The sequence below is a fragment of the Pseudomonas sp. So3.2b genome, from assembly GCF_019464415.1.
Taxonomy (GTDB): domain Bacteria; phylum Pseudomonadota; class Gammaproteobacteria; order Pseudomonadales; family Pseudomonadaceae; genus Aquipseudomonas; species Aquipseudomonas shahriarae.
Genome location: NZ_CP080494.1, coordinates 1,618,489 through 1,638,496, shown reverse-complemented (window position 1 = coordinate 1,638,496; position 20,008 = coordinate 1,618,489). Strand labels below are relative to the sequence as shown.

Here is a 20,008-nt window from a genome sequence, read left to right as displayed (position 1 = left end):
GTGACCGCAGTAACGGATATGTACACAAACCCAATAAGCACTAGATAAAAGAGTTGTGTAGATACCTATGCTGCGCTGGCGTCACCTCGGTTTCAAGCAGTAGCCGCCGCCGCCGGCACCTCAACCCTCCCCAACCCATCCTTCATCCGCTTGGCATCGCGCACAAAACACCGCGAAGCCTGGAACAGAAACAGCATGGTCAGGAACAACGCCACCGGAATCAGGTACATGGCGTCATGCAGCCCCACCGCCTTGAACGCCTCGGTCATTTGCTCGGCACCCGCCGCGTACATTGCCGCATGGGCAAAGTGATCAGACAGCGCGCCCACCACCACCGGCCCCATGCCACCCCCCAGCAGATACAGGCCGGCGAAAAACAGCGCCATGGCCGTGGCCCGCAGGCGCGGCTCCACCACATCCTGGATCGCCGTGTACACGCAGGTGTAGAAGTTATAGGCAAACAACCAGCCCACACTGAACACCGCGACAAACACCCCGATCTCGATGCGCCCCGCATGCAGGGCCCAGGCAGTGCATACCGTGGAGATAATCAGGCTGAAGGCGGCAAACAGTAAGCGGCCATTGGCAATGCGCTGGTGAATCTTGTCCGCCACCAGGCCGCCCAAGGTCAGGCCGAACAGACCGGTCACGCCGACAATCACCCCGGTCGCCACGGCCGCCTCCTGCAAAGGCATCAGGAAGTAACGTTGCAGCATCGGCACCAGGAACGAGTTACAGGCATAGGTCGCAAAGTTAAAGCACAGCCCCGCCAGCACCAGCCACAGAAAGGTCGGCACCGCCAGCACGCGCCGGATCGGCCGGTCGACTTTCTCCTGGGAGACTTGCACGGTTTCGGCGGCGCCGCGCTTGGGCTCCTTGATGTAGAACATGAACACCGCAAGGATCAGCCCAGGGACGGCCGCAATAAAGAACGGCGCACGCCAGCTGTCGAACGCCTCGACCATCGCACCGATGGTGAAGAACGCCAGCAACAGGCCCAGGGGCAGGCCCAGCATGAAAATCCCCATGGCCCGGGCGCGACGGTGGGCCGGGAACAGGTCGCCGATCAACGAGTTGGCGGCCGGCGCGTAACTGGCTTCACCAATGCCGATGCCCATGCGCACCAGCAGAAAGGTCCAGAAGCTGCCAACCATGCCGTTGACCGCCGTCAGCGCGCTCCAACTCGCCAGGCCCCAGCCCATCAGCTTGCTGCGCGAGCCGGTATCGGCCAGGCGCCCCAGGGGCAAGCCGGCAATCGCATAGACGATGGTGAATGCGGTGCCGATGATGCCGAGCTGGAAGTCACTGAGGTGCCATTCCATGCGGATCGGCTCGATGATGATCGCCGGGATCGTGCGATCAAAGAAGTTGAACAGGTTGGCCAGGAACAGCAGGAACAGAATGCGCCAGGCATTCGCCGCTTGGGTCGAGTTCTGCATGGGTCCGTCTCTTTTATTGTTATAGAGGCTCGATGCCGACGCATCCTGCCCGGAACCTGCAATCTAGTCAGGCGCGGCGCGGTTGTCTGTAATGATTCGTAAAGCTGATAGGGCGTAATTTCATCCAGGACAGCCGGATTTTCCCGCTAAAAAAATAAGCATGCGCCCCCCTTCCCAAGCGCCTTGGCAGGCATAGAATAGCGAGCCTTCCGCAGTTCCCCCTTACCTCTTATTGATGACGTGCCATGTCCGATGCCAGTCCGTGTCTGAATTGCGGTGCCTGCTGTTCACACTTTCGCGTGTCTTTCTTTTGGGGCGAATGCGCCTCATCAGGCGGCACCGTACCCGATGACCGCGTGGTACAGATCAACCCCACGCGGGTGGCGATGATCGGCACCGACCAGAAACCGGCACGCTGCTGCAGCCTGGAAGGCGAAGTGGGCAGCACCACCCGTTGTTCGATCTACGAGCAGCGTTCCAGCGTGTGCCGGGAGTTCGAGGCCTCATGGAGCCAGGGTGAAGTGAACGTCGATTGCGACGCCGCCCGCGCCGCATTCGGCTTGGCGCCGCTGGAGCAACCGCCTTACGAGTTCGAGCTGCCCATCAGTGCTTAGCACCATTGGCTATGGGGAGCATGCCAAAATCAAAGCAATCAAAATGCCATTACGGCTTGCGATTCCGTTGAGCCTTCTATACTCGATTCCATAGGTCATCGCCACGCGCAGTGACACGAGATGACTCTGCAACGGGACGTGCTATGGAATGGCTGGGTCTGCATTTTTTTACCCCGCTTCCCGAGAGCGGGTATTTATTACTTAATTGCACCCATAACCCCTTCCTGGTGCTACTGGCGTACCTGGTTGCCTGCGCCGCGAGCTTTGGCACCCTGGACATGGCGGAGCGTGTCGGCCACGTTGATAACCTGACGGCAAAACGCCATTGGCGCTGGATCGGTGCCGGTTGCCTGGCCGGCGGGATCTGGTCGACGCACTTCATCAGCATGCTGGCGCTCCAGGCGCCCATCACTATCCATTACGAATGGTTCCTGACGCTGGCTTCATTGGCGATCGCATTGATCGCTTCGTTGTTCGCCCTGCAAACCCTCAGTCATGCCCGAATGCGTTTTCATCAGTACCTGACGGCGGCCACCTGCATGGGCCTGGGCATCGCCCTGATGCACTACGTGGGCATGGCCGCCATGCGCTCCGAGGCCCAGGTGTATTTTTCCAGCGGGCTGTTTGGGTTGTCGGTGGCCATTGCCATTGGCGCCAGCCTGGCCGCCTTGCTGTTGTCCCGCTACCTGCGCAATGGCAATGGAATGTTCCACCAACTGCTCAAGTACGCTGCCAGCCTGGTGCTCGGTGCCGGCATTATCAGCATGCACTTCACCGGTATGGCTGCCATGCAATTGCTGCTGCCCACCGGGGCCTTGCCGGCATTGCCCATCGACAACAACCCGACGCAACTGGGCCTGTCGGTGGCCGTCATCACGTTGTTGGTCATCGGCAGCAGCATCAGCGCGGCCCTCGCCGACAAAAAACTGCAGCACAAGGAACGCGACCTGCGTCGGGTCAATGCCCTGCTGACCGAGCTGGACCAGGCGCGCGCATCCCTGCAGCAAGTGGCCCACTACGACGCCCTGACCAGCCTGCTCAATCGCCGGGGTTTCAACCAGATCTTCGCCGAAAGCCTCGCGCAGAAAGCCCAGGCCGAGGGCATGCTGGCGGTGATCTTCCTCGACATCGACCACTTCAAGCGGATCAACGACAGCCTCGGCCATGATGCCGGCGATGAGCTGCTGACAGTCCTGGCCGGCCATATCAAGAGTTCGATACGCAGTCACAATGATGTAGTGGCGCGCTTTGGCGGTGATGAATTCTGCATCCTGATCAACATCCGTCATCGCGACGAAGCGCGGCACATGGCCCAGCGCATCATGCAGAAAATGAAAGAGCCCATCGAGCTGGCTGGCCGGCGCATGGTGATGACCACCAGCATCGGTATCAGCGTGTTTCCCGAGGACGGGACCACCTGCGAGGAACTGCTGAAAACCGCCGACCTGGCGCTGTATCAATCCAAGGATGGCGGGCGCAACAGCTTGAACTTCTTCAGCTCCAACCTGAAAACCCGGGCCTTTCTCGAACTGCAGTTGGAAGAGGAATTGCGCAATGCATTGCGCAACCAAAAGGAACTGGTCCTGCACTACCAACCGATTCTGGACCTGCACAAAGGCAAGGTCACCCGCCTCGAAGCCCTGGTGCGCTGGCAACACCCGCAACATGGGCTGCTGGCGCCCGAACGGTTTATCGGCATCGCCGAAAACAACGGCCTGATCGCCGAGCTGGACAACTGGGTGCTGCGCCAGGCCTGTGCCGACCTGGGCTGGCTGACGGACCAGGGGCACCCGGACCTGGTCATGGCCGTGAATTGTTCGGCCCTGAACCTGGCCCGGGACGAACTGGCAGATGAAATCGAATACGCCTTGCGCAACAGCGGCATCGCCGCCAGCCGCCTGGAGCTGGAAGTGACCGAGAATGCCTTGATGGGCAACATCAGCAGCACCCTGATCCTGCTGCGGCAAATCCGTGCGCTGGGTGTGGCGCTGTCCATCGACGACTTCGGCACCGGCTACTCCTCCCTCTCCTACCTCAAGCGCCTGCCCCTCAACACGCTGAAGATCGACCGCTCCTTTATCCAGGACATTCCCAAGTCCACCTCCGATATGGAGATTGTCCAGGCAATCATCGGCATGGCCCACACCCTGCACCTGCAGGTCATTACCGAAGGCGTGGAAACCCAGCAGCAACTGGAGCTGTTGATCAAACATGGCTGCGATTACGTGCAGGGTTACCTGCTCAGTGCAGCGGTGCCGGCCAGTGAAATCAGTGCCGTGATCACGGCACTTGACCAGCGCAACCCGCCGGGCCTGGCGGGCAGCAAGGACACGACCAGCGCAAAGGGTTCATCGACGGGTTCTTCGGTAGTCCGCCCTATTCGCTGAAACGCCAGCATCAGGGCAAATAGCCAGTATTTGATTAAAGAACGCCGACGAACGGCCGATTCATGAGAGTCCAACGTAGCTTTTCCCTAGAAAACCTAGGGTTAAACCCTATCGGGTAAAGTCGCGAACTCTCACTCGGTGATGGCTCTTTGATGTTTTCCGGCCATCCGTCCAGGCACATGGCGCACAATGACTTCTAAAAATAATCCTGTTACCGCGGTATCCGACGTGTTGCTGACAGCGCCTGCGGAAAAACCCTCAGGTTCAAAGTCATTGACCAGTCAACGTGCGCTGGGCACCCAGCAATACCTGTACTTCACCGAAACCAACACCGACCGCATCCTCGACAACCTCGATGGCCTGCGCGACATGGTGTTCCCGCGCCCGCCGCACCTTGACGGTGACAGCGAGCTGCACAGTGAGCAGGAGTTTCCCTCGGTCTGCCTGATCGGCCTGGGGCGCTGTGGTTCCAACATCGCCCTGGATGTGGCGGAACTGGTGTACAACGCCCGCAAGTTTTATCTGAACGAGTTCAGCACCGAAGACAAATCCTACGTTGAAAAAGGCTACAGCCCGGCCCAGTGGATCCGTAACAACCTGCGCCTGGGCGCCAGCAAGGCCAGCAAGCCGGTGTTTCTGGTAGAACCCCTGGTGATGCTCGGCGACCTGGACAAAGACATCGCCGGACGCATCCGTTTCTCGCGCAAGGGCGAGAAAAGCGGCTTTTTGCGCGACTACAGCAAAATGAAAATCATGGACCTGTCGGAAGTGCATGCCGGTGGCGCCGGTAACGCACCGATCCTCGGCCAGTACCTGGCCAAGATCATCCTCAACAAAGACACCCAGCGTTTTTCCAGCCCTGACTGGAAGATGATCCATTCGTACCTGATCGACTCCTGCGGGATCAAGGCCAACCAGTCGCGCCTGTACTTCTCGATCTTCAGCGCCGGCGGCGGCACCGGCTCGGGCATGGCCTCGGAGTTCGGCCTGGCCCAGCAACACTCGTACATGAACAAGACCTTCGACACCAAACCTGCCGACGAGCATGACAGCAAGAGCGGCCATGCCTTTGTGTTCGAGCCGATTTTCACCAGCGGGATCTGCGTGCTGCCGAACATCTCCGATCACCGCAGCGAAATGTCCGAGGCGCTGCACATCAACGCCGGTCGGCTGCTGTGCAAGTACCTGTCGGAGGAATGGGATTTCTCGTACAACTTCGACAATGAAGACAGCAGCGAGGCCAGTGTCAAAGGCCGTATCCGCCCGTGGAACGCGATGATGCTGATCTCCAACGACATCATGCGTTACGCCGAAGAAAGCGACGACGGCAACATCCAGAACATTGACGTCAATGCCATGGAAAAACACGCCAACCAGTACATCTCACAGCAGATCTTCAACATCCTGACGGCTCAGGCGGTGACGACCGACTATGACCAGAACTATTTCCGCCGCGCCGGCATCGACATCGGTGAAACCATTCGCCTGGACGCCAACGACCTGTTCATGAGCCTGGCCGGGCCGGTGGCAATTGCCTACGCCGAGTCGGTGGTCCCGGAAACCCCGGCGCCGAGCAACGACAAGTTCAAGGTGTTTGAAAAAGAGCCGCAGCGCCTGAACATCGACGATTTGTTCTTCCGCTCCATCGACCTGCCCCACTTCAATAAAGTCACCCAGGCCATCGAAGGCATCAGCCTGTTGCCGATCGAATCCAAGCGCTACAAGGCCTCCCTGGAGCAGTACAAGAACTCCGGCTATGACGCAGCGGCCCTGCATGACCTGCACTTCTTCAAGAACTGCTCGTCGGTGGTGTCCATCGTCTCCCTGCCCAAGGACTACAAACTGTCCTATATGGACCTGAACCGGCTCAAGACCCACCTCAACAGCCTGTTCCCCAACACCACCCTCAAGCGCTACGCCCTGGTGATCGGTGCTTCGGCCAACCTGTCGTTGACCACCCTGATCGCCAAGAGCCCGTGCCTGTCGGATGACTTCCTGACGTTGATCGTGGCCTTTATCAAGCGCTGCTTTGCCCGCAACCCGTACCGTTTCGACGAGACCCTGGACAACTCGATCCTGGACTTCATCATCCATGAAGACTTCGACGAGGACCGTATCGACGAGTTGCTCAACGAATTCGAGAACCCGGCGAAGATCCTCGATACCAACTGGTACGCGATCAAGCCGATGTATGAGAAGAAGTACCGCGAGCTGATCAACGACAAAGAGAAGTTTGTCTCGATCAACGACATTCGCCTGTCGCGCGATTGCGTGAAGAAGGCGATCAAGTACCTGCGTGAGATTTATCGTCACCGGATTGGCAAGACCAAGGTGATCTCGCTGAACAACCATACGGGCAAGACCGCCTAGACCGAGGTGCGCCCATCGCGAGCAAGCCCGCTCCCACAGTTGTCCGAGTTCCACTCTTGGAATGCGGCTGGATGTGGGAGCTGGCTTGCCTGCGATAGCGGTCTAACCGGCAACAAATACCCCTAACCTTGCCACACCAAGAAACAATTCCCCAGGCCATCCGCGCCCCGCAAAACTGTTCCCCTGACGTTTACGTCACCCTCGCCTGTGACCTTTCTTCACGGCCAGTTGCCATCATGGGCAAAGCGGTTACTCCGCTACACACTTTTAATGGCGCGCAACTCGCACTATTTCGGTGCGCGCGTTTAGTTCGATGCCCTTTCCTGGATCAGAATCCACGGTGAAACCACCACCGCCCACAAGCTCGGATCACGCTCCACCAGGTCCAATGCCCGCGTCGCAGACACTTCGCCAAGGCTCCCGGAGGCCAGCCAGGCGGCCACTTTGTCACGGTTGTCCTCGGCCATTCCCTCGGCCGCTTCGATCAAATCCAGGCCAGCGTCGACCCACAATAGGGCACCCTTGGCAAAGAACGGTTCGAGCTCCTTCCAGGAAATTTCCGCGGTTTCGCCGAGCAGCTTGGCATAGAGGGTGCTAGGTTCTTGCGTCATGGGAACTCACCTGAGGAAAAAATCGGCGCAATCATACCGTCGAGGCTTCCCCAGAAAAACCCAGTTGCAATTGAGGCACCGATTGAAAGTGTCAGGAACGCCAAGGATTGCCCGAGACTCTGGCAAGCACCCGCCGCTATTCTGTCTTTTTCTTTCATTTAAGCGACATACCCGGCGTTTGCCCCCAGCAGCCAGCTTTTCAAGCGATCAACCGGCGCTCTACACTGTACCGGTACAGTTGCCAGGCCGCTGCCGGGGGATATCCGAGATATCTGATCCGGTTCTGTAGCCCACAAGGCCGCTAGAACTATAAAAAATACAACAGTAAGAGTGGAGCACTATGAATAAGGCTACTAAGCAGATTTCCAAACTGTTTGCCGCTATGGTCCTGGCTGGGGTTGCCGGCCATTCGTTCGCAGCTGACACCATCAAGATCGGTATTGCCGGCCCTAAAACCGGCCCTGTGACCCAATACGGCGATATGCAGTTCATGGGCGCCAAGCAAGCCATCAAGGACATCAACGCCAAGGGCGGTGTCGATGGCAAAATGCTTGAGGCCAAGGAATACGACGACGCTTGCGACCCTAAACAAGCCGTTGCCGTCGCCAACAAAGTGGTCAACGACGGCGTCAAGTTCGTGGTCGGCCACCTCTGCTCCAGCTCCACTCAACCTGCAACCGACATCTACGAAGACGAAGGCGTGATCATGATCACTCCGGCGGCTACCAGCCCGGAAATCACCTCCCGTGGCTACAAGCTGATCTTCCGTACCATCGGCCTGGACAGCGCCCAGGGCCCAGCGGCCGGCAACTACATCGCCGACCACGTCAAGCCGAAGGTCGTGGCAGTCCTGCACGACAAGCAACAATACGGTGAAGGCATCGCCACCGCCGTTAAGCAGACCCTCGAGAGCAAAGGCACCAAGGTTGCCGTGTTCGAAGGCCTGAACGCCGGCGACAAGGACTTCTCCTCGATTATCCAGAAGCTCAAGCAAGCCAACGTCGACTTCGTCTACTACGGCGGCTACCACCCAGAACTGGGTCTGATCCTGCGTCAATCCCAGGAAAAAGGCCTGAAAGCCAAGTTCATGGGCCCGGAAGGCGTGGGCAACGACTCCATCTCGCAAATCGCCCAGAAAGCCTCCGAAGGCCTGCTGGTCACCCTGCCGAAATCCTTCGACGCCGACCCTGCGAACAAGGCCATCGTCGACGCACTCAAGGCTGACGGCAAAGACCCAAGCGGTCCGTTCGTGTTCCCAGCCTACTCGGCGGTTGAAATCATCGCGGGCGGCATCGCAGCTGCCAAAAGCGAAGACACCACCAAAGTGGCAGAGGCCATCCACGCGGGCACCTTCAAGACCCCGACCGGCGACCTGAGCTTCGATAAGAACGGCGACCTGAAAGACTTCAAGTTCGTGGTCTACGAATGGCACTTCGGTCAACCAAAAACCGAAGTTTCCCCTCAGTAAGCCAGGCGTTACTGGATAACAAGCCCACTGTGCAAGCAGTGGGTTTTGTTTTACGAGGTTTATGGGCCACGCACCCGCGATCCGGGCGCTGGTTCACCTGAAAATCTTAAAACCGTCACCAGCGGTTCGCTGGCAAATGCTTTGTGCAAATGTGCTCACAGAACACAGCACCGAGCAGGAAGATGACTCCACCAGTGAAATGCGTATCGGGTTTTTAGGAGCGCTGTAATGCCTGAGATCTATCATTTTTTCCAACAGCTGGTTAATGGCCTGACCATTGGCAGCACCTATGCCTTGATAGCCATTGGCTACACAATGGTTTACGGCATCATTGGAATGATCAACTTCGCCCACGGCGAGGTGTACATGATTGGCTCCTACGTGGCGTTTATCGCCATTGCCGGGCTGGCCATGATGGGTATCCACTCCCTGCCGCTGTTAATGACTGCCGCGTTCCTTGCGTCAATCGTCGTAACCAGTGCCTACGGCTACAGTATCGAACGTGTTGCGTACCGCCCCTTGCGTGGCAGCAACCGCCTGATCCCGTTGATTTCTGCCATCGGCATGTCGATTTTCCTGCAGAACACCGTATTGCTGTCCCAGGACTCCAAGGACAAGTCCATTCCCAACCTGATCCCGGGGAGCTTTTCCTTCGGTCCAGGTGGTGCAGAAGAAGTGCTGATTTCCTACATGCAGATCCTGGTCTTCGTCGTCACCCTGGTGGCCATGCTGGGCCTGACCCTGTTCATCTCCCGCTCCCGTCTGGGGCGCGCCTGCCGGGCCTGCGCCGAAGACATCAAGATGGCCAACCTGCTGGGTATCAACACCAACAACATCATTGCCCTGACCTTCGTCATCGGCGCCGCACTGGCCGCCGTCGCTGCCGTGTTGCTGAGCATGCAGTATGGCGTGATCAACCCCAACGCCGGCTTCCTGGTGGGGCTCAAAGCCTTCACTGCGGCGGTCCTCGGCGGCATCGGCAGTATTCCGGGCGCGATGCTCGGCGGGCTGGTGCTGGGTGTGGCCGAAGCCTTTGGTGCCGATATCTTCGGCGACCAGTACAAGGACGTGGTGGCATTCGGTCTATTGGTTCTGGTGCTGTTATTCCGGCCGACCGGCATCCTGGGCCGTCCGGAGGTTGAGAAAGTATGAGCAGATATCTTAAATCGGCGTTTTTCAGCGCCTTGCTGGTATGGGCCGTGGCCTTTCCGGTACTCGGGCTCAAGCTGAGCATTGTCGGGATCAACCTTGAAGTACACGGCACCGGGCCAGTCACCCTGACCATCATTGCCCTGTGCTCGGTGCTGATGTTCCTGCGGGTGCTGTTCACCCAGCAGGTCGGTGCGCTGCTCAAGTCCAACCGTGGCCCGCTGGTCTCGCCCAAGGTCAGCCAGTTCCTGACCCTGCCGCGCACCCAGCGCTACATCATCATCGGCCTGATCGTGGCCGCGTTGATCTGGCCATTCTTCGGCTCCCGTGGTGCGGTGGATATCGCCACCCTGATCCTGATCTACGTGCTGCTGGGCCTGGGCCTGAACATCGTGGTGGGCCTCGCGGGCCTGCTCGACCTGGGTTATGTGGGCTTCTACGCAGTAGGTGCCTACACCTACGCGCTGCTCTCGCACTACCTGGGCTGGAGCTTCTGGATCTGCCTGCCTCTGGCCGGCATGGCGGCGGCCACCTTCGGCTTCCTGCTGGGCTTCCCGGTGTTGCGCCTGCGCGGTGACTACCTGGCCATCGTGACCCTGGGCTTCGGTGAAATCATCCGTCTGTTCCTGCGTAACCTCACCGATATCACCGGCGGCCCCAACGGCATCAGCAGCATTCCCAAGCCAACGTTCTTCGGCTTGTCGTTTGATCGCTCCGCTGCCGAAGGTATGCAGACCTTCCACGAGTACTTCGGGATTGCCTACAACCCGGTGAGCAAGGTGGTGTTCCTGTACCTGGTCGCCCTGTTGCTGGCCCTGGCCGCGCTGTTCGTGATCAACCGCCTGCTGCGCATGCCGATCGGGCGTGCCTGGGAAGCGCTGCGTGAAGACGAAATCGCCTGCCGCGCGCTGGGCCTGAACCCGACCGTCATCAAGCTCTCGGCCTTCACCCTGGGTGCCGCGTTCGCCGGTTTTGCCGGCAGCTTCTTTGCCGCTCGCCAAGGCCTGGTGACACCGGAATCGTTCACCTTCATCGAGTCGGCAATCATCCTCGCCATCGTGGTATTGGGTGGCATGGGCTCGCAGTTGGGCGTGATCCTTGCGGCCATCGTGATGATCCTGCTGCCGGAACTGATGCGTGAATTCAGCGAGTACCGCATGTTGATGTTCGGCGCCATGATGGTGCTGATGATGATCTGGCGCCCTCAAGGCCTGCTGCCCATGCAACGTCCACATATGGAGCTGCGCAAATGAGCCGCGAGATCCTGAAAGTCGAAAACCTGAGCATGCGCTTCGGCGGCTTGCTGGCGGTCAATGGCGTCGCCCTGACCGTCAAAGAGAAACAAGTGGTCGCGTTGATCGGCCCCAACGGCGCCGGCAAGACCACGGTGTTCAACTGCCTGACCGGTTTCTACAAACCGGCCGGTGGCAGCATCCTGCTGGACGGCCAGCCGATCCAGGGCCTGGCCGGTCACGAGATCGCCCGCAAGGGCGTGGTGCGGACCTTCCAGAACGTGCGGTTGTTCAAGGACATGACCGCCGTGGAAAACCTGCTGATCGCCCAGCACCGGCACCTGAACACCAATTTCTTCGCGGGCCTGTTCAAGACCCCGGCGTTCCGCAAGAGCGAGCGCGAGGCCATGGAGTACGCCGCGTACTGGCTGGACAAGGTCAACCTGACCGAGTTTGCCAACCGCCCGGCCGGCACCCTGGCCTACGGTCAGCAACGGCGCCTGGAAATCGCCCGCTGCATGATGACCCGCCCGCGGATCCTGATGCTCGACGAACCGGCTGCCGGCCTCAACCCCAAGGAAACCGAAGACCTCAAGGCGTTGATCGGTGTGCTGCGTGAAGAAAACAACGCCACCGTGCTGCTGATCGAACACGACATGAAACTGGTCATGAGCATTTCCGACCATATCGTCGTGATCAACCAGGGCGCGCCATTGGCCAACGGGACGCCGGAGCAGATCCGCGACAACCCGGAAGTGATCAAAGCCTATTTGGGGGAAGCGTAAATGCTGCAATTCGAAAACGTTTCCACTTTCTACGGCAAGATCCAGGCCCTGCACGACGTCAACGTGGAAGTGCGCCAGGGCGAGATCGTCACCCTGATCGGTGCCAACGGTGCCGGCAAATCCACCTTGCTGATGACCTTGTGCGGCTCGCCCCAGGCTCACAGCGGCAGCATCCGCTATATGGGTGAGGAACTGGTGGGCCAGCACTCTGCGGCGATCATGCGCAAGAGCATTGCCGTGGTCCCGGAAGGCCGTCGGGTGTTTGCCCGCCTGACCGTGGAAGAGAACCTGGCCATGGGCGGGTTCTTTACCGACAAGGGCGACTACCAGGAGCAGATGGACAAGGTGCTGCACCTGTTCCCTCGGCTCAAGGAGCGCTTCAGCCAGCGCGGCGGCACCATGTCCGGTGGCGAACAGCAAATGCTTGCCATCGGCCGTGCGCTGATGAGCAAGCCCAAGCTGCTGCTGTTGGATGAGCCGTCCCTGGGCCTGGCCCCGATCATCATCCAGCAGATCTTCGACATCATCGAGCAACTGCGCAAGGACGGTGTGACGGTGTTCCTGGTGGAACAGAACGCCAACCAGGCACTGAAAATTGCCGACCGCGCCTATGTGTTGGAAAACGGCCGGGTAGTGATGCAGGGCAGCGGCGAACAACTGCTGACCGACCCGAAAGTGCGCGAGGCTTACCTCGGCGGCTAGGGTCTGAATGTGGGAGCGGGCTTGCCCGCGAAGGCGGTGTGTCGGTGCCGGATGGTTTGGCTGACACACCTCTATCGCGAGCAAACCCGCTCCCACATTTGCTTTGTGTGAACCGTAGAATTTGCATTGTTTTAACTTTTATTCGAGCCGCCTGTAACGATCCCCTCCCCCCTTTCTCTAGTGGGGTATGCAAGCACAAACGCTTGCTTACCCACCTCACTGCTGGAGAAACATCATGACCACCCGTTCGCTGTCCGCCGCCACCCTCGTCCTCGCCCTGGGGTCGGCCTTGAGCCTGAGCACCCTGACCACTGTCGCCCATGCCGACGACGCGAAGATGGAAAAATGCTTCGGCGTCGCCCTCAAAGGCAAGAATGACTGCGCCGCAGGCCCCGGCACTACCTGTGCGGGCACCTCGAAAACCGACTACCAGGCCAACGCCTGGAACCTGGTCCCTGAAGGCACCTGCGTGAAGATGGAAAGCCAAACCTCGCCGACAGGTTTTGGCCAACTGGAAGCCTTCAAGGCCAAGTCCTGAATTACCCCTGCCTGAGTACTGACGATGACACTTTCATCCCTGCCTGATGTCGCCCAGGCTCAGGCACCCGGCCTTGCGTGCCGGGCCGGGCTGGGGCTCAAGAGCGAACACTGGCATACAGTGCTCGCCACCCTGCCCGATATTGGTTTTTTTGAAGTCCATGCCGAAAACTACATGGTGGCCGGCGGGCCTTTTCATCACTACCTGGGCCTGATCCGCGAGCAGTATCCGCTGTCACTGCATGGCGTCGGCCTGTCCATCGGCGGCGAAGGCCCGCTGAGCCAGGCCCACCTGGCGCGCCTGGCGGTACTGATCGAGCGCTATCAACCCCAGTCCTTTTCCGAACACCTGGCCTGGTCCAGCCACGGCCCGGTGTTTCTCAACGATCTGCTGCCCCTGGCCTATGACGACGCAACTCTCAAGCGAGTGTGCGAACACGTGGACCAGGTACAAACCACCCTCAAGCGGCCCATGCTGCTGGAGAACCCGTCGACCTACCTGCAGTTCCAACGCTCCACCCTGGATGAAACCGACTTTATCCGCGAGGTCATCCGGCGCACCGGCTGCGGTTTGTTGCTGGACGTGAACAATGTGTATGTGTCCTGCATCAATCATCAGCAGGATCCGTTGGCCTACCTCGATGCGTTGCCTTTGCACGCGGTGGGCGAGATTCATCTGGCAGGCTTTGCCGAAGACAGCGACAGCCTTGGTGATCGCCTGCTGATTGATGATCACGGCGCGCCCATCGACAACGCCGTCTGGCAGTTGTATCAGCAGGCCTTGCAACGCACCGGGCCGGTTGCGACGCTGATCGAGCGCGACAACGATGTACCGGCCTTCAGCGTATTGCACGCCGAAGCCCGGCAAGCCGAGCGCCACTTGCTAGCTGCGGCGGTGCGCCCATGAATGTGCTCGAACAGTTTGCAAAGGCCCTGTTGGCGCCGGGCCAGCCATGCCCGGAGGGTTTGTTCAGCCACAACGGCGCCGATCCCGCCAGCCGTTTTGCGGTGTATCGCAACAACGTCCACAGTTCGTTAATCAGCGCCCTGGCCGACGGTTACCCAGTAACCCGGCAACTGGTGGGCGATGGTTTTTTCCGCGCCATGGCCGGGTTGTATGTCCAGGCCTATCCACCCACCAGCCCACTGCTCAACGAGTACGGCAGCGACCTTGCCGCCTTTATCCAGGGCTTCGCCCCCGCCGCCAGCGTGCCTTACCTGGCGGACGTCGCGCGACTGGAGCACTTGCGGATCAACGCCTATCACGCCGCCGACACACCCGTCGCCGAGCCCCAGGCCGTCATCGACCAACTGCAACAGTTGCCCAGCCTGGGCAACGTACGCCTGCACCTGCACCCCAGCGTCAGCACCCTGCAGTCGAACTATGCCGTGGTGGCGTTATGGGCCGCGCATCAAACCACCGACACCGTCACCAGCCTCAACCCCTGGCAGGAGCAAAGCGCGTTGATCCTGCGCAACGGCCTGGAGGTCGAGGTATTCGGCATCGACAGCGGCTGCGTGACGTTTATCAACAGCCTGGCCAACGATTGGCCCCTGGAAATGGCGGTGGCGTACGCCCTCGACGCAGCGAGCGAATTTGACCTGCACCACTGCCTGGGACTGCTGATCAACCACCGCGCCATCACCCATATCAAGGTACAACCATGAATACTGCCGCTACGCGCCTGATTGCACGCGCCACCCAAACCTTCGGGAACATCCCCTACAGCCTGATCGCCCTTATTGCACGCTTTTCCATGGCGGCGGTGTTCTGGAAGTCCGGCCAGACCAAGGTCCAGGGCTTTGCCGTCGACCTGGTAGACGGCACCTTCGAACTGGGTGTGCCGCAGTTGGCCAACTCCACCGTGCCGTTGTTTAAAAGTGAATACCACGTACCGTTTGTGCCCGCAGAAGTGGCGGCGTACCTGGCTACGTTCGCCGAGCATTTTTTCCCGGTCCTGATTCTGCTGGGGCTGGCCACGCGCTTTTCGGCCCTGGCCTTGTTGGGTATGACCCTGGTGATCCAGTTGTTTGTCTACCCCGACGCCTACCCGACCCACGGCACCTGGATCGCCTTGCTGCTGCTGTTGATGGCCAAGGGACCAGGACGGGTGTCCATGGATCACTGGATTGCCCGGCGCTGGCGCTAAAGCCGGTCCAATGCCTCGCCATTGCGTTTGAACCAGCCCACCAGGTAATCGGCCAGTACTTGGGTACGGCGTGGCAACCCGCCCTGATAGGGGTGGACCAGATACATCGGCTGGCTGCGAGTCTGATAATCACGCAGGAGCCAACGCAGCCGGCCGTCAGCCAATTCCATCTGCAACAGATAGGAGGGCAGCCGTGCGATGCCGGCGCCCACCAACGCCGCCTTTTTCAGCAGGTTGTAGTGGTTGGAGGCAAACGTGCCATCCACCCGGACCCGCAGCAATTCGTGTTGCTGGTGATACAGCCACTCTTCGCGACCACTGTAGTGGCTGTTGAGCAAGCAACGGTGGCCGACCAGCTCCGCCGGTGTCAGCGGTTCCCCGTGTTGCTCCAGATAGGCCGGGCTGGCGCAGGTCATTTCATGCCAGGCCAACAGCGGCCTGGCGACCAGCCTTTCATCGTTGGCCACCGCCGAGCGTACTGCCAGATCAAAACCGTCCCGCGCCAGGTCACGATAATTGTTGTTCAGATCCAGCTCGATCTGTACTTGCGGGTACTGCCGGGAAAACTCCAGCAACAGACCATCGAAGAAGGTTTCACCCAGGGAAACCGGAACGGTCATACGCACCGGCCCTGCCACATCGTCCTTGAGTCGCGCCAATGCCTGACGCGCGCGGTCGACCTGGATTACCAATGCCTGGGCCTGGGGTAACAGCGCCGCGCCGGCGGCAGTGAGGCTTAAACGGCGGGTGGTGCGATGCAGCAACACCACCGAAAACTGCGCCTCCAACTGGCTGATGCGCTTGGACAACTGGCCCTTGCTGCACCCCAGTTGCTGGGCGGCCAGGGTAAAACTGCCGGCTTCGATCAACACCGCAAACGCCGCCAGATCATCCATCTCGCTCATGGATTGTTTCCATTTGAAAACCAAAGGTTGCCTATTAGTGCGCTTATCCGCAGAAAAAACCACTCTAGACTCAAGGCTCACCTGAACCTCTAGAGGAACGACACATGAAAATCCTGTTGATTGGCGCCAGCGGCACGGTGGGCTCGGCGGTCAAGGCCGAACTGTCCCAGCGCCATGAAGTGATCAGCATTGGTCGCACGAGCGGCGACTTTCACGTCGATATCAGCGACAGCGCTTCGATCCGCCGACTGTTTGCACAAACCGGCAAGTTCGACGCCCTGGTGTGCGCCGCCGGCAGCGTCAACTTTGTGCCCCTGGGCGAAATGGACGCCAGCCACTTCGACCTCGGCCTGCAAGACAAACTGATGGGCCAGGTCAACCTGCTGCTGATCGGCCGCGAATTTGCCAACGACGGTGCGTCCTTCACCTTCACCAGCGGCATCCTCAACCGCGACCCGATCCGCACCGGCGCCTCGGCGGCGCTGGTCAATGGCGCCATTGATGCTTTCGTCAAAGCGGCGGCAATTGAACTGCCACGGGGCCTGCGGATCAACTCGGTCAGCCCCAACGTACTGCTGGAGGCCATGGGCAGCTATGCGCCTTATTTCCGGGGCTTCAAGCCGGTGCCTGCGGCAGATGTAGCTTTGGCCTACGCCAAGAGTGTGGAAGGCTTACAGACCGGGCAGACTTACATCGTCGGCTGATCACTTGATCAGCGACGGCATCATCTCCAACAACTGATCGCGGGGGATGGAGAACCTCAGGCCCGGACCGTCGAGCACACCCTGGACCGTCGCCGTATTGAGCTGCCGGCCATTGAGGTACAGGGCCATCTGTTTATGCATGGCCGCCTCGGACAGCGCCTTCGTGCGCTCCTGGGCCTGCGGTGTCAGCGTCACGTCAACCTCGATAAACTCGGGGTGGAGGGCTTGGGCTTTTTTCAGGGTCAAGGTGATATCGGTGAAGTCGGTCTGTGAGGTATAGAACAGCTTGGCCGGCACCTCGGCCCAGGCCAGGGGTGCCACGCAGGCCAGGGCGAGAAGGGTCCATCGAATGTTCATATGAATGCGCCTTTCGAAAAACTTAAACTTGGCATAAGGCTTCCGTAACATCCACGGAAAAAGGCTTAATTTCAGGCTCCGTTAAAATGCTGCAACCTAATCGCCCATCACCGACTTGTGATGCAGCGCCAGCCTGCGTAACGTGGCGGCACTTGTCAGGAGACCCGATAATGCGTGCCGCCCGTATCCTTGCTCTGTTTGCCCTACTGCCCCTGTTCGCCGCCTGCCAGGTGTTTGAGCGCGACCCGGCCAAGCCGTCCACGGCGGGCCTGACCCGCATGCAGGGCGAGTTGACCGCCATCGGCGATAAACTGCTGTTCCAGCCCTGCCATGACCAGCGCAACTACGTGGTCAACGATACCGGCGGCACCAGCATCCTCCAGGAAGCGGCGTCCCTGGCCGGCCAGCAAGGGGCCTTGTTTGCCGACTTGCGCGGCAAGTTCTCCGGGGTCGCCAGCGGCACCCAGGGCCAGGTGGAGCTGCAGCAGCTGTACCGCGTCGAACGCTCGACCTCGGCCTGTGACGACCCGGACTTCAAGCGCATGATCCTGCGCGCCAACGGCCACAAACCCGCGTGGGCGCTGAATGTCACCAACAAGGGCATGGTCCTGCAGCGCGAGGGCCAGCCACCGCTGCCGGTACCTTATGTGGAAGAGCAACTGGGCGATGGCCGTTTCAACCTCACCACCGAAGCCAACGGCCAGAAGATCGAACTGTGGGTCGCGCCCCAGCGCTGCATCGACAGCGTCAGCGGCAGCCTGCAGCACATGAGCGCCGAACTTCGGATCAACGGCCAGGTGCAGCGTGGCTGCGCGGCGTTTGGCGGCTCGCGAGACGACTGATTCGGCCCTGCGCTGTTTTAGCATGACGGGAAACCGCCGTTGGGGCTTATAATCGCCGGTTTGCAAAACCGCCGGCCCTACCAAACGCCGCATACCGGATCCTGTCATGCTACGAATCACCGAACTCAAGCTGCCCATCGACCATCCCGAAGAAGACCTGCGGCCTGCGATTGTGCAGCGCCTGGGCATCGCCAGTGATGATCTGCTCGATTTCACCCTGTTCAAACGCAGCTACGATGCACGCAAAAAATCATCGGAGCTGTGCTTCATCTACACCGTCGACCTTGAGGTCAAGGGCGAAGCCGCCCTGCTGCTCAAGTTCGCCGACGACCGCAATATCAACGCCGCACCGGATGTCAGCTACAAGGTAGTCGGCCAGGCGCCGGCCGACCTGAGCGAGCGACCGATTGTGGTCGGTTTCGGTCCTTGCGGGATTTTTGCCGGGCTGTTGCTGGCGCAGATGGGTTTCAAGCCGATCATCCTCGAGCGTGGCCGCGAAGTGCGCCAGCGCACCAAGGACACCTGGGGCCTGTGGCGCAAAAGCGTACTCAACCCCGAGTCCAACGTGCAGTTCGGCGAGGGCGGCGCCGGGACCTTTTCCGACGGCAAGCTCTACAGTCAGATCAAGGATCCGAAGTTCCACGGGCGCAAGGTGCTGCACGAGTTCGTCAAGGCCGGCGCGCCAGACGAAATCCTCTACGTCAGCAAACCGCATATCGGCACCTTCCGCCTGACCGGCGTGGTAGAAAACATGCGCCAGCAGATCATCGCCCTGGGCGGTGAGGTGCGTTTCGAACAGCGGGTCACCGACGTGCTGATCGAGGACGGCCAGTTAAATGGTGTGGTCGTCGATGGTGGCGAGCAGATCCTCTCCAGGCACGTGATCCTCGCCCTCGGCCACAGTGCCCGCGACACCTTCCGCATGCTCCACGGCCGTGGCGTATACATGGAAGCCAAGCCGTTTTCGGTGGGTTTCCGTATCGAACACCCGCAGTCGCTGATCGACGCCGCGCGCCTGGGCAAGTATGCCGGGCACCCGAAACTGGGGGCGGCCGACTACAAGCTGGTGCACCACGCCAAGAACGGCCGTTCGGTGTACAGCTTCTGCATGTGCCCAGGCGGTACGGTGGTGGCGGCCACTTCCGAGCCAAATCGGGTCGTGACCAACGGCATGAGCCAGTACTCGCGTAACGAGCGCAATGCCAACTCCGGGATCGTGGTCGGTATCACCCCGGAAGTGGACTATCCGGGCGGCCCGCTGGCCGGGATCGAGTTGCAGGAGCGCCTGGAATCCCATGCGTTCATCCTCGGCGGCAGCAACTACGAAGCGCCGGCGCAACTGGTGGGTGATTTCATCGCCGGCAAGCCGTCCACCGCTATTGGTAGCGTGGAGCCTTCCTACAAGCCGGGCGTTGCTCTCGGCGACTTGGCCCTGGCCTTGCCAGACTTCGCCATCGAGGCCATCCGCGAAGCGTTGCCGGCCTTTGAGAAGCAGATCAAGGGCTACTCGCTGCATGACGCAGTCCTGACCGGGATCGAAACCCGCACTTCGTCGCCACTGCGGATCACCCGCGACGCGTCGATGCAGAGCTTGAATGTGAAAGGCCTGTTCCCGGCGGGTGAAGGCGCAGGTTATGCCGGCGGGATCCTGTCGGCAGGCGTTGACGGGATTCGGATTGCCGAAGCCGTGGCGCGCAACATCCTCGGGATCGAAGCCTGAGTAAACGCGCTCCATTGTGGGAGCGGGCAAGCCCGC

General features: G+C 60.1%; 19 protein-coding genes. 15 read left to right on the top strand and 4 right to left on the bottom strand.

The window, feature by feature from the left end; genetic code table 11:
- Nucleotides 1-92: 92 nt before the first annotated feature.
- Nucleotides 93-1,439 (bottom strand): MFS transporter, encoded by a 1,347-nt coding sequence (locus K1X80_RS07265; protein WP_057958735.1) that lies wholly within the window; start codon nt 1,437-1,439, stop codon nt 93-95.
- Nucleotides 1,440-1,684: 245 nt separating this feature from the next.
- Here K1X80_RS07265 and K1X80_RS07260 point away from each other — a divergent pair, with 245 nt between their 5' ends.
- The 3 genes from K1X80_RS07260 (at nt 1,685) to K1X80_RS07250 (ending at nt 6,810) form a co-directional block, all read left to right on the top strand.
- Entirely contained in the window at nt 1,685-2,053 is a 369-nt protein-coding gene (locus K1X80_RS07260; protein ID WP_057958734.1) for a YkgJ family cysteine cluster protein, read from the top strand.
- Between the two features lie 143 nt (nt 2,054-2,196).
- Nucleotides 2,197-4,440 carry a bifunctional diguanylate cyclase/phosphodiesterase gene (locus tag K1X80_RS07255; RefSeq protein WP_198792437.1) on the top strand — a complete coding sequence of 748 codons (2,244 nt, stop codon included), beginning with the start codon at nt 2,197-2,199 and terminating at the stop codon, nt 4,438-4,440.
- Nucleotides 4,441-4,629: 189 nt separating this feature from the next.
- Nucleotides 4,630-6,810, top strand: a complete 2,181-nt coding sequence (locus K1X80_RS07250; protein WP_057958732.1) for a hypothetical protein — start codon at nt 4,630-4,632, stop codon at nt 6,808-6,810.
- 305 nt (nt 6,811-7,115) lie between these two features.
- On the opposite strand, the gene K1X80_RS07245 is transcribed toward K1X80_RS07250, so the two are convergent.
- On the bottom strand, nt 7,116-7,421 hold the full coding sequence (locus tag K1X80_RS07245) for a DUF2288 domain-containing protein (protein WP_057958731.1): 306 nt from the start codon (nt 7,419-7,421) through the stop codon (nt 7,116-7,118).
- A gap of 340 nt (nt 7,422-7,761) precedes the next feature.
- On the opposite strand from K1X80_RS07245, the gene K1X80_RS07240 reads away from it, so the two are divergent.
- The 9 genes from K1X80_RS07240 (at nt 7,762) to K1X80_RS07200 (ending at nt 15,444) form a co-directional block, all read left to right on the top strand.
- On the top strand, nt 7,762-8,889 hold the full coding sequence (locus K1X80_RS07240) for a branched-chain amino acid ABC transporter substrate-binding protein (protein WP_057958730.1): 1,128 nt from the start codon (nt 7,762-7,764) through the stop codon (nt 8,887-8,889).
- Nucleotides 8,890-9,117: 228 nt separating this feature from the next.
- The gene (gene livH, locus K1X80_RS07235; protein WP_057958729.1) at nt 9,118-10,041 is read left to right on the top strand and encodes a high-affinity branched-chain amino acid ABC transporter permease LivH; all 924 of its coding nucleotides are present in this window, start codon (nt 9,118-9,120) and stop codon (nt 10,039-10,041) included.
- Nucleotides 10,038-11,291: a high-affinity branched-chain amino acid ABC transporter permease LivM gene (locus tag K1X80_RS07230; protein ID WP_032858082.1), complete on the top strand. Its 1,254-nt coding sequence runs from the start codon at nt 10,038-10,040 to the stop codon at nt 11,289-11,291. Before livH ends, K1X80_RS07230 begins: the two co-directional genes overlap by 4 nt.
- On the top strand, nt 11,288-12,055 hold the full coding sequence (livG, locus tag K1X80_RS07225) for a high-affinity branched-chain amino acid ABC transporter ATP-binding protein LivG (protein ID WP_057958728.1): 768 nt from the start codon (nt 11,288-11,290) through the stop codon (nt 12,053-12,055). The genes K1X80_RS07230 and livG overlap by 4 nt, the downstream gene beginning before the upstream one ends.
- Complete coding sequence (locus tag K1X80_RS07220; RefSeq protein ID WP_029297115.1) at nt 12,056-12,757, top strand: ABC transporter ATP-binding protein; 702 nt, start codon at nt 12,056-12,058, stop codon at nt 12,755-12,757.
- 235 nt (nt 12,758-12,992) lie between these two features.
- Nucleotides 12,993-13,295, top strand: a complete 303-nt coding sequence (locus K1X80_RS07215; protein ID WP_057439836.1) for a DUF2282 domain-containing protein — start codon at nt 12,993-12,995, stop codon at nt 13,293-13,295.
- A 24-nt stretch (nt 13,296-13,319) separates the two neighbouring features.
- Nucleotides 13,320-14,201 (top strand): DUF692 domain-containing protein, encoded by an 882-nt coding sequence (locus K1X80_RS07210; protein WP_057958727.1) that lies wholly within the window; start codon nt 13,320-13,322, stop codon nt 14,199-14,201.
- Nucleotides 14,198-14,962, top strand: a complete 765-nt coding sequence (locus K1X80_RS07205; RefSeq protein ID WP_220172755.1) for a DUF2063 domain-containing protein — start codon at nt 14,198-14,200, stop codon at nt 14,960-14,962. The genes K1X80_RS07210 and K1X80_RS07205 overlap by 4 nt, the downstream gene beginning before the upstream one ends.
- Nucleotides 14,959-15,444 carry a DoxX family protein gene (locus tag K1X80_RS07200; RefSeq protein ID WP_057958725.1) on the top strand — a complete coding sequence of 162 codons (486 nt, stop codon included), beginning with the start codon at nt 14,959-14,961 and terminating at the stop codon, nt 15,442-15,444. Before K1X80_RS07205 ends, K1X80_RS07200 begins: the two co-directional genes overlap by 4 nt.
- Here K1X80_RS07200 and K1X80_RS07195 read toward each other — a convergent pair.
- Nucleotides 15,441-16,349 (bottom strand): LysR family transcriptional regulator, encoded by a 909-nt coding sequence (locus K1X80_RS07195; RefSeq protein ID WP_057439842.1) that lies wholly within the window; start codon nt 16,347-16,349, stop codon nt 15,441-15,443. The two genes, K1X80_RS07200 and K1X80_RS07195, sit on opposite strands and share 4 nt — an antisense overlap.
- A gap of 104 nt (nt 16,350-16,453) precedes the next feature.
- On the opposite strand from K1X80_RS07195, the gene K1X80_RS07190 reads away from it, so the two are divergent.
- Nucleotides 16,454-17,053: a short chain dehydrogenase gene (locus K1X80_RS07190; protein ID WP_128593658.1), complete on the top strand. Its 600-nt coding sequence runs from the start codon at nt 16,454-16,456 to the stop codon at nt 17,051-17,053.
- On the opposite strand, the gene K1X80_RS07185 is transcribed toward K1X80_RS07190, so the two are convergent.
- Nucleotides 17,054-17,410, bottom strand: coding sequence for a hypothetical protein (locus K1X80_RS07185; RefSeq protein WP_169990179.1), 357 nt, complete (start codon nt 17,408-17,410; stop codon nt 17,054-17,056).
- Nucleotides 17,411-17,580: 170 nt separating this feature from the next.
- Between K1X80_RS07185 and K1X80_RS07180 the strand changes: the two genes are divergently transcribed.
- Both K1X80_RS07180 and K1X80_RS07175 read left to right on the top strand, forming a co-directional pair.
- Complete coding sequence (locus K1X80_RS07180) at nt 17,581-18,252, top strand: COG3650 family protein (RefSeq protein ID WP_057958722.1); 672 nt, start codon at nt 17,581-17,583, stop codon at nt 18,250-18,252.
- A 106-nt stretch (nt 18,253-18,358) separates the two neighbouring features.
- Complete coding sequence (locus K1X80_RS07175; protein ID WP_057958721.1) at nt 18,359-19,972, top strand: NAD(P)/FAD-dependent oxidoreductase; 1,614 nt, start codon at nt 18,359-18,361, stop codon at nt 19,970-19,972.
- Nucleotides 19,973-20,008 lie beyond the last annotated feature (36 nt).